The 10065-nt window shown below is 53.5% G+C and carries 7 protein-coding genes and 1 pseudogene; 6 read left to right on the top strand and 2 right to left on the bottom strand.

The features are described 5' to 3' along the window. Positions 1 to 9 precede the first annotated feature (9 nt). Entirely contained in the window at positions 10 to 1350 is a 1341-nt protein-coding gene (gene gudD, locus ACLD4K_RS12535; RefSeq protein ID WP_000107113.1) for a glucarate dehydratase, read from the top strand. 77 nt (positions 1351 to 1427) lie between these two features. Then, positions 1428 to 2570 carry a glycerate kinase gene (locus tag ACLD4K_RS12540; RefSeq protein ID WP_000706484.1) on the top strand — a complete coding sequence of 381 codons (1143 nt, stop codon included), beginning with the start codon at positions 1428 to 1430 and terminating at the stop codon, positions 2568 to 2570. Positions 2571 to 2613: 43 nt separating this feature from the next. Here the strand turns inward: ACLD4K_RS12540 and barA are convergent, their stop codons facing one another. Next, entirely contained in the window at positions 2614 to 5370 is a 2757-nt protein-coding gene (gene barA, locus ACLD4K_RS12545; protein ID WP_000186399.1) for a two-component sensor histidine kinase BarA, read from the bottom strand. A 57-nt stretch (positions 5371 to 5427) separates the two neighbouring features. On the opposite strand from barA, the gene rlmD reads away from it, so the two are divergent. The 4 genes from rlmD (at position 5428) to ACLD4K_RS12565 (ending at position 9712) form a co-directional block, all read left to right on the top strand. After that, positions 5428 to 6723, top strand: coding sequence for a 23S rRNA (uracil(1939)-C(5))-methyltransferase RlmD (gene rlmD / locus ACLD4K_RS12550; RefSeq protein ID WP_411011955.1), 1296 nt, complete (start codon positions 5428 to 5430; stop codon positions 6721 to 6723). Between the two features lie 51 nt (positions 6724 to 6774). Further along, complete coding sequence (gene relA, locus ACLD4K_RS12555) at positions 6775 to 9009, top strand: GTP diphosphokinase (protein ID WP_000226841.1); 2235 nt, start codon at positions 6775 to 6777, stop codon at positions 9007 to 9009. Positions 9010 to 9093: 84 nt separating this feature from the next. Next, positions 9094 to 9450, top strand: coding sequence for a type II toxin-antitoxin system ParD family antitoxin (locus ACLD4K_RS12560; RefSeq protein WP_079943955.1), 357 nt, complete (start codon positions 9094 to 9096; stop codon positions 9448 to 9450). Continuing rightward, positions 9416 to 9712 (top strand): type II toxin-antitoxin system RelE/ParE family toxin, encoded by a 297-nt coding sequence (locus ACLD4K_RS12565; RefSeq protein ID WP_001261201.1) that lies wholly within the window; start codon positions 9416 to 9418, stop codon positions 9710 to 9712. Before ACLD4K_RS12560 ends, ACLD4K_RS12565 begins: the two co-directional genes overlap by 35 nt. Positions 9713 to 9730: 18 nt before the next feature. Here the strand turns inward: ACLD4K_RS12565 and ACLD4K_RS12570 are convergent. Beyond that, positions 9731 to 9874 (bottom strand): annotated as a pseudogene (locus tag ACLD4K_RS12570) (fimbrial protein SteA); the annotation flags it as partial. Between the last annotated feature and the right edge of the window lie 191 nt (positions 9875 to 10065).

Here is a 10065-nt window from a genome sequence, read left to right on the forward strand (position 1 = left end):
GACACAGTTATGAGTACTCAATTTACGACGCCTGTAGTGACTGAAATGCAGGTTATCCCGGTTGCGGGTCATGACAGTATGCTGATGAACCTGAGCGGCGCGCACGCCCCGTTCTTTACGCGCAACATCGTCATTATTAAAGATAACTCCGGTCATACCGGGGTTGGCGAGATTCCGGGCGGCGAAAAAATTCGCAAAACGCTGGAAGATGCGATCCCACTGGTGGTGGGAAAAACGCTGGGTGAATATAAAAATGTCCTGACCGCCGTTCGCAACCAGTTTGCCGATCGCGATGCGGGCGGACGCGGTTTACAAACGTTCGATCTCCGTACCACTATCCATGTGGTGACTGGCATTGAAGCGGCAATGCTTGACCTTTTGGGCCAACACCTGGGCGTCAACGTCGCTTCGCTGTTAGGCGACGGTCAGCAGCGCAGCGAAGTCGAAATGCTGGGTTATCTGTTCTTTGTCGGCAATCGCAAGGCTACGCCGCTGCCGTATCAGAGCCAGCCGGATGAGCAATGCGACTGGTATCGTCTGCGCCATGAAGAGGCGATGACGCCGGAAACGGTAGTGCGCCTGGCGGAAGCCGCCTATGAAAAATACGGCTTCAACGACTTCAAACTGAAAGGCGGCGTGCTGGCGGGCGAAGAAGAGGCCGAGTCAATCGTGGCGCTGGCGAAACGTTTCCCACAAGCGCGCGTCACGCTCGATCCAAACGGTGCCTGGTCGCTGAACGAAGCGATCAGCATTGGTAAATACCTGAAAGGTTCTCTGGCCTATGCAGAAGATCCGTGCGGCGCGGAACAGGGTTTTTCCGGACGTGAAGTGATGGCGGAATTCCGTCGCGCGACCGGATTACCGACGGCCACCAATATGATAGCGACCGACTGGCGTCAAATGGGGCATACGCTGTCGCTGCAATCCGTCGATATCCCGCTGGCGGACCCGCACTTCTGGACTATGCAAGGCTCTGTACGCGTGGCGCAAATGTGTCATGAGTTCGGTCTGACCTGGGGATCGCACTCTAACAACCACTTTGATATTTCGTTGGCGATGTTTACCCATGTTGCCGCGGCGGCGCCGGGCAAGATCACCGCGATCGATACCCACTGGATCTGGCAGGAAGGCAACCAACGTCTGACTAAAGAACCGTTTGAAATTAAAGGCGGCATGGTGCAAGTGCCGACCAAACCGGGTCTGGGCGTTGAGCTCGATATGGATCAGGTGATGAAAGCGCATGAGCTCTATCAAAAACATGGCTTAGGCGCGCGTGACGACGCGATGGGAATGCAGTACTTAATTCCTGGCTGGACGTTTGATAATAAGCGTCCTTGCATGGTGCGTTAAGTCAGAGCCGGTTCCGTAAGGAACCGGTCCTTCTCTGGGTGTATGCTTAACAGGATCAACATGCGTAAGGACGACTTATGAAAATAGTGATCGCACCAGACTCGTATAAGGAAAGTTTGAGTGCTCTTGAGGTAGCGACCGCCATTGAACAAGGATTTCGCGAGATCTGGCCTGACGCCGATTACCTGAAATTGCCGCTGGCTGATGGCGGAGAAGGTACTGTCGAAGCGATGGTTGAAGCGACGGCGGGTCGAATCGTGCATGTTGAGGTCACCGGGCCGTTGGGGCATCGCGTCAATGCGTTTTATGGGCTTTCCGGCGATGCGCGTTCCGCGTTCATTGAAATGGCGGCCGCCAGCGGGCTGGAGCAGGTGCCGCCCGCGCAACGCGATCCGTTGAAGACCACGTCATGGGGAACCGGCGAGCTGATCCGTCATGCGCTGGATGCGGGCGTTGAGCATATCATTATTGGTATCGGCGGTAGCGCCACCAACGATGGCGGCGCGGGGATGGTACAGGCGCTGGGGGCCAGGCTACGGGATGCGCAGGGCAATGATATTGCGCAAGGCGGCATTGGGCTGGAAACACTCGCCAGCATTGATATCAGCGGCCTGGATAAGCGTTTGTCGGCGTGCCATATAGAGGTCGCCTGCGATGTCACGAATCCCCTTACCGGCAAAGAGGGCGCGTCTGCGGTTTTTGGTCCGCAAAAAGGGGCGACGCCGGAAATGATTGAACGCCTGGAGACGGCATTGACTCGCTATGCGCATTTGATTGCTCGCGATCTGCATGTCGATGTGTTGGATCTGGCAGGCGGCGGCGCGGCAGGCGGCATGGGGGCGGCGTTATACGCGTTTTGCGGCGCGCAGCTACGGCGTGGTATTGAGATTGTCACCGATGCGCTTCATCTGGAAGCGTGTCTTGCGGATGCCGATTTAGTCATCACCGGCGAGGGCCGCATCGACAGTCAGACCATTCACGGTAAAGTCCCTATTGGCGTGGCAAACATCGCCAAACGGTATAACAAGCCGGTAATTGGTATTGCGGGTAGCCTGACGGCGGACGTTGGCGTGGTTCATGAACATGGGCTTGATGCCGTTTTCAGCGTGATTTATACCATCTGCACGCTGGAGGACGCTCTGAAGAATGCGAGTGAAAACGTACGAATGACCGCGCGCAACGTGGCTGCAACGCTGAAAGCGGGGCAACAGTTACGCTGAGTTGTAGGCCGGATAAGGCGGTCATGCCGCCATCCGGCGAATATCAGCCCAATATCTTCTTCGCTTCACGCGCGACATTATCCATCTCATCCAGCAGCTCCAGAAACTCAGGCTCCAGCTCCTCTTCGTGGACGCCGCTGCGAAGCTGTTGCTCAATAAGCTGGCAAAGGTTCTTCATCCGCGGTACGCCGCTATAGCCGCAGCTCCCGTGTAGCTTATGGATCAGATCGACCAGACCGTTGGGGTTTTCTCCCACCAGTTGTTCTTCAATTTTGTTGCGCACTTCCGGCAGAAAATCAATCAGCATTTGCAGCATATCCCGTGCCAGATCGGGCTTACCGGCAGCCTGGCGGAGCGCAAGCTGCCAGTCGAGTGTCGCATTCGGATTGAAGATAAACTCAGCCGGTTCCGGCGCCATCAGACGCGCTGCTACGTTGGCGCCGGGTTTATAGCGCAGCAACAGATTATGCAACTTCTCTTCTTCTATCGGTTTAGCCAGATAGTCGTTCATGCCCGCGCTGAGCAACTTCTCTTTTTGCCCGGCCATCGCATGTGCCGTAACGGCAATAACCGGTGTTTGCTGCTGATGAGGAAGCTGGTGAATCAATTCGCAGGCGCGTATGCCGTCCATATCCGGCATCTGAATATCCATCAAAATCAGATCAAACTGCATTTGTTTCGCCCGATCCACCGCCTGATGTCCGCTATCACAAAGTTCTACGTGCTGGACTTTATCTTCCAGTAACGCGCCGATAAGCTTCAGATTAGCGGGATTATCATCAACCGCCATAACCGTCATGGTGATTTTACTGGTATCCATTAGCAGCGGTTCAGGATGGTGATTCAACTGGCAATATTCCGTCAGCGCTGGCAACAGGCGCGTTGACGTCAATGGTTTTAACAGACAGGCCGCCGCGCCTCCTTGTTTCAGCTTTTCGGCGTTAATTTGCGCATGGCAAGGTAGCGCCAGCAGTAGAAAGTCCGTCATTGACGCCGCTTTCGCCAGACGTTCATGCTGCATGGTGAGCGGCTCGCGGAAGGTCACCGGAACGCTCAAAATCATAATATCGTAGTGTGCTAACGGCAGCGCGGAGAAGGTCGGGCTGTAAACCACTTCCACCGGCGTGTCGCTCAGTAGATCCAGGGTACATTGCGCGGCGGTAGCATTCGGTTCGACATAAGCCAGCCGTTTCCCGGCCAAACACGCGGTTGACGGCCCGTCAATAATGACATTTGGGTTAAGATCAAGATTAATATGAAACCAGAAGGTCGAGCCGCGATTAGGCTGGCTGTGGAAAGAGATGTCCCCGCCCATTTCGTTGACCAGCTTTTGCGTAATCACCAGCCCAAGCCCGGTGCCGCCGTGACGGCGAGAAATACTGGCATCGGCCTGGCGAAACGCCTGAAACAGTCGCGACTGGTCGCGTTCCGGAATGCCGATCCCCGTATCGCGGATCTGCACTTCAATCTGTACTTTGGTGTTACTGAGCGCCCGCTTTTCTACCAGAATATCGATATTGCCACTCTCGGTGAACTTAATGGCATTACCCACCAGATTAGTAATGACCTGTTGCAGGCGCAGCGGGTCGCCAATCACATTATCCGGGACGTCGTTTTTAATATTTAACGTCAACTCCAGCCCTTTATCATGCGACGAGTGGGCCAGCAGCGTAACCACTTCATCCAGCGTGTTGCGCAGTGGAAAAGGGATACTTTCCAGAATGAGCTTACCGGCTTCCAGCTTGGAGAAGTCGAGCACGTCATTAATGATTGCCAGCAGATTATTCGCGGAACGCTCAATGGTGTTCAGATGGTCGCGCTGGGTGGGATTCAGCTCCGTTTTTAATGTCAGGCGGGTAAAGCCAATGACGCCGTTCAGCGGCGTTCGCAGTTCGTGCGACATGTTCGCCAGGAACTCCGACTTAATACGCGCCGCTTCCTGGGCGCGCTTTTTCGCCAGATCCAGCTCAACGTTTTGGATTTCCATCTGCTCAAGGGTTTCACGCAGGTCCGAGGTGGCCTGATCGATATTATGCTGCATCTCTTCGTGATAGGCGGCAAGCGACATCGCCATGGAATTAATGCCGTTTTTCAGCATATCCAGTTCGCCCAGCATAAATCCTTCCACACGGCTATCCAGTTGTCCGCGGCGAATGCGGTCAACGGTATTCACCATATTACGGATAGGCCCGGTGACATCGCGCATAAGCCGCCAGCCAAAGATCAGCGCAATGCCAATACAAAAAAGCATCATCACGCTGGAGATAAAAATCTCTTTGTATTGCTGTAGCCTGACCGACTTGAGATCCAGTTCAAGCGCCACATACCCCAGCATATTTTTGGTATTTTTCGCGTCGGCAATCGCTGACTCGTCCGGCGAATAGCTCTCCGAGATAATCGGGGTGCGCAGAATCATAATATCGCCGTGGCGATCGACGCTCAGACGACGTGGAAACGGCGCTCCGGCGGGAAGCTGCATCTGTGAGGGGTCCAGATGGAAATTAGACGTTACAAACAGGCGGTTATGATCGTCATAAACGGAAATCGCCCGCACAATATCAGAGTGTCTGCGGTGCAGGACGCTGATAAGTTGGCCGATAGACTCCCGGTTTTGTAAGTTCATACCATATTCGCTGGAGACGGCGAGCGGTTCAATAATACTGGCGCCGGCATCTTCCAGTTGACGCTGCAGGTCGTTATAGCGGTGCACTACAAAAAAGATACTGAGCAGCAAACCTATCAGGACGGTCGGGGCCAGGATCAGAATCATCATGCGTGCGCGCAGGCTGTAGTTGGTCATGGAGTTCCGTTATGGGACAATTAGGGTCACACTGTTAAATTGAGAAAAAGCTGGTCGATGGCGCAATTCTACTCTGCAAAACGGCGCGTGACGACGCGTCAGATCATAACCGTTAAAGTCAATGACCTCGATTCATTTGGTCAGGGCGTAGCCCGTCATAACGGAAAGGCGCTGTTTATCCCCGGTTTATTGCCTGAGGAAAGCGCAGAAGTCATTCTTACAGAAGATAAAAAGCAATTTGCCCGCGCACGCGTTTCGCGCCGTTTGAATGATAGCCCGGAACGAGAAACGCCGCGCTGCCCGCATTTTGGCGTCTGCGGCGGTTGTCAGCAACAGCATGTCAGCGTCGCCCTGCAACAACGCAGCAAAAGCGCGGCGCTGGCGCGTTTGATGAAACACGAGGTGAATGACATCATCGCCGGCGCGCCCTGGGGTTATCGGCGTCGTGCGCGGTTAAGTCTGAATTGCCCGCCGGATAAACCGCTGCAAATGGGATTTCGCAAAGCGGGTTCCAGCGATATCGTCAATGTCGAACAGTGCCCTGTTTTGGCGCCCCAGCTTGCAGCATTGCTGCCCCGAATCAGGGCGTGTCTGGCGAGTTTACACGGCACCCGACATCTTGGGCATGTTGAGCTGGTACAGGCGGGAAGCGGTACGCTGATGATTCTGCGCCATACCGCGCCATTAAGTGCGGCGGATAAAGAAAAACTGGAACGCTTTTCGCATTCTGAGGGATTGTCTCTGTTTCTGGCGCCGTTTAGCGAGATACTGGAAACGGTATCTGGCGAGGCGCCCTGGTATGATTCGCACGGCTTACGTTTAGCCTTCAGTCCGCGAGACTTTATTCAGGTTAATGAGGTGGTAAACCAGCAAATGGTCGCCCGCGCGCTGGAGTGGCTTGATGTGCGCGCCGAGGATCGTGTCCTGGATCTGTTCTGCGGAATGGGGAATTTTACGCTGCCGCTGGCAACGCGCGCGGCAAGCGTGGTAGGGGTTGAGGGCGTTCCAGCGCTGGTAGAAAAAGGCCGTGAAAACGCCATCCGCAATGGTTTACATAATGTGACATTCTTCCATGAGAACCTGGAGGAAGATGTCACGAAGCAGCCGTGGGCGAAAAACGGCTTTGACAAAGTCTTACTCGATCCTGCGCGTGCGGGGGCTACAGGAGTGATGCGACATATTATAAAATTAAAACCTATTCGCATTGTTTATGTATCCTGTAACCCGGCGACGCTGGCGCGCGATAGTGAAGCGCTAGTCAATGCGGGATATGAGGTTACGCGTTTAGCGATGCTCGACATGTTCCCGCACACAGGACATCTGGAATCAATGGTTCTGTTCGAGCGCATGTAATGATTACCGGCTTACCGACTTCGGTAGGCCTGGTCCCTTAAGGAGAGGACGATGGTCGCGGTAAGAAGTGCACATATTAATAAAGCTGGTGAATTTGATCCGAAGAAGTGGATCGCAAGCCTGGGAATTTCCAGCCAGCAGTCGTGTGAGCGCTTAGCCGAAACCTGGGCGTATTGCCTGCAACAGACACAAGGACATCCGGATGCGGATCTGTTGCTGTGGCGTGGCGTGGAGATGGTAGAAATTCTTTCCACGCTGAGTATGGATATCGACACGCTGCGGGCGGCGCTACTGTTCCCTCTGGCCGACGCCAACGTAGTCAGCGAAGATGTACTGCGCGAAAGCGTCGGCAAATCTATCGTGACCCTGATTCATGGCGTGCGCGATATGGCGGCGATCCGTCAGCTAAACGCCACTCATAACGACTCTGTTTCTTCGGAGCAGGTTGATAACGTCCGTCGAATGTTATTGGCGATGGTGGATGATTTCCGCTGCGTGGTGATCAAACTGGCCGAGCGAATCGCTCATTTGCGCGAAGTGAAAGAGGCGCCGGAAGATGAGCGCGTGCTGGCGGCGAAAGAATGTACCAACATCTATGCGCCGCTCGCTAATCGTCTGGGCATCGGGCAACTGAAGTGGGAACTGGAAGACTACTGTTTCCGCTACCTGCATCCGGCGGAATACAAACGCATCGCCAAACTGCTGCATGAGCGCCGTCTCGATCGCGAACATTACATCGAAGAGTTTGTTGGACATCTGCGCGCCGAAATGAAAAACGAAGGCGTGCAGGCGGAAGTCTACGGACGACCAAAACATATTTATAGCATCTGGCGCAAAATGCAGAAAAAGCATCTGGCGTTTGATGAACTCTTTGACGTGCGTGCCGTGCGTATTGTCGCTGAACGTCTGCAAGACTGCTACGCCGCGTTGGGGATAGTGCATACGCACTATCGCCACCTGCCGGATGAATTCGATGATTATGTCGCTAACCCCAAACCGAACGGTTACCAGTCTATCCACACCGTGGTCCTGGGGCCGGGCGGTAAAACCGTTGAGATCCAGATCCGTACCAAACAGATGCATGAAGACGCCGAACTGGGCGTGGCGGCGCACTGGAAGTATAAAGAAGGCGCCGCGTCCGGCGGCGTGCGTTCCGGCCATGAAGACAGAATTGCGTGGCTGCGTAAGCTGATCGCCTGGCAGGAAGAGATGGCGGATTCCGGCGAAATGCTGGATGAAGTGCGCAGCCAGGTGTTTGACGATCGGGTCTACGTTTTTACGCCAAAAGGCGACGTGGTTGACTTGCCTGCCGGATCTACGCCGCTTGATTTTGCTTACCACATCCACAGCGATGTCGGGCACCGCTGCATCGGCGCGAAAATTGGTGGGCGTATTGTGCCATTCACCTATCAGTTGCAGATGGGCGATCAGGTTGAAATTATCACTCAGAAGCAGCCGAATCCCAGCCGCGACTGGCTGAATCCAAACCTGGGCTATGTGACGACCAGCCGCGGACGCTCAAAAATTCATGCCTGGTTCCGTAAACAGGACCGTGACAAAAATATCCTGGCTGGACGGCAGATCCTCGACGATGAGCTGGCGCATTTGGGGATTAGCCTGAAAGAGGCCGAGAAACATCTGCTGCCGCGCTACAACTTTAATGAGCTGGAAGAGTTGCTGGCGGCGATAGGCGGCGGCGATATCCGTCTTAATCAGATGGTGAATTTCCTGCAATCGCAGTTCAATAAGCCGAGTGCAGAGGAGCAGGATGCAGCGGCGCTGAAACAGCTTCAGCAAAAAACATACGCGCCGCAAAATCGTCGTAAAGACGACGGGCGTGTGGTGGTAGAAGGCGTGGGTAATTTGATGCACCACATTGCCCGCTGCTGCCAGCCGATTCCGGGGGATGAAATTGTCGGCTTCATTACTCAGGGGCGGGGGATTTCCGTGCACCGGGCCGATTGTGAACAGTTGGCTGAGCTGCGCTCACATGCGCCGGAGCGGATCGTAGAGGCGGTATGGGGCGAAAGCTACTCGGCGGGATATTCGCTGGTGGTGCGCGTCCAGGCCAACGATCGCAGCGGCTTGCTACGCGATATCACCACCATTCTGGCTAACGAAAAAGTCAACGTGCTGGGCGTCGCCAGCCGCAGCGACATTAAGCAGCAGATCGCCACCATTGATATGACCATCGAGATCTACAACCTGCAGGTGCTGGGCCGCGTGCTCGGTAAGCTGAACCAGGTGCCGGATGTGATTGATGCCCGTCGTTTGCACGGGGGGTAAACTCCAGACTGTAATAATGTAGCGGCTTTGCTACTCGTTCAGCAAAGCCGCATTAGCCAACCCCATAAACATGAGATATGGGGTATGTTTTTGACGTACATTTCATTCCCGGTGTACTCTTATGTAAGATTTATACTTACAGTGGAGGCTGTTATGGCCAGAACAATTACCGTTGATCTTGGCGATGAACTGCGCGAGTTTATTGAATCGCTCATAGAATCAGGTGATTACAGAACACAAAGTGAAGTGATCAGAGAGTCTCTTCGTCTGCTGAGGGAAAAACAGGCCGAGTCACGACTTCAGGCGTTACGTGAACTTCTGGCTGAAGGTCTGAACAGCGGAGAGCCCCAGGCCTGGGAAAAGGATGCCTTTTTACGGAAGGTCAAAACAGGGATGATCAAACCCGATGAGAACGGTAAAATTAACGCCAAAGGCCAGTGAAGATCTGGAAAATATCTGGCATTACGGCTGGCAGCATTTTGGCGAAATACAGGCCGATCGATATATTAATCATCTATCAGAAATATTCAGCATTATGAGTGCCAATAACATTGGCACGCCTCGACCTGAACTGGGTGAATACATTTATGCCTTACCGTTTGAAAGGCATATTATCTATTTTATACAATCAGTTACGGAAGTTATCGTGATACGTATTCTGAGCCAGAATCAGGATGCTGGTAAGCATGTAAATTGGTTATAGCCTTTTTATTTAAAAAACAAGTGTGACAGAGCAGGGGAAATCAACAATATTACCAAGGAAAGGGACCTTTGCTGTGTTGCTACCCGCGGCTTGAGCGCCGGAGACAATTCCCATAACTAAAGATGCAGTTACTGCCAGTTTACAAAAATGAGATGACTTCATCGTGTTATCCTTAATTAACGTGTTTTATGGCAACATTTTGTACGCGTATACCAAGGGATATGCGGCATAGAGCCATGCTGCGGGCTTTGGGTAAAAATAAGCCATAATAAAAATATTATATTTCTACATTTTTATGAGTATACCCAAAATAATTCGAGTTGCTTAAAGGCGGCAAGGGAGTGAGTCCCCAG

The sequence above is a fragment of the Salmonella sp. 741265055_HSA genome (assembly GCF_046569525.1).
Lineage (GTDB): Bacteria > Pseudomonadota > Gammaproteobacteria > Enterobacterales > Enterobacteriaceae > Salmonella > Salmonella enterica.

Excerpts from the sequence above, each read along its gene's own strand:
- gudD (WP_000107113.1), top strand. The coding sequence starts at position 10 with ATGAGTACTCAATTTACGACGCCTGTAGTGACTGAAATGCAGGTTATC.
- ACLD4K_RS12540 (WP_000706484.1), top strand. The coding sequence starts at position 1,428 with ATGAAAATAGTGATCGCACCAGACTCGTATAAGGAAAGTTTGAGTGCT.
- barA (WP_000186399.1), bottom strand. The coding sequence starts at position 5,370 with ATGACCAACTACAGCCTGCGCGCACGCATGATGATTCTGATCCTGGCC.
- rlmD (WP_411011955.1), top strand. The coding sequence starts at position 5,428 with ATGGCGCAATTCTACTCTGCAAAACGGCGCGTGACGACGCGTCAGATC.
- relA (WP_000226841.1), top strand. The coding sequence starts at position 6,775 with ATGGTCGCGGTAAGAAGTGCACATATTAATAAAGCTGGTGAATTTGAT.
- ACLD4K_RS12560 (WP_079943955.1), top strand. The coding sequence starts at position 9,094 with ATGTTTTTGACGTACATTTCATTCCCGGTGTACTCTTATGTAAGATTT.
- ACLD4K_RS12565 (WP_001261201.1), top strand. The coding sequence starts at position 9,416 with ATGAGAACGGTAAAATTAACGCCAAAGGCCAGTGAAGATCTGGAAAAT.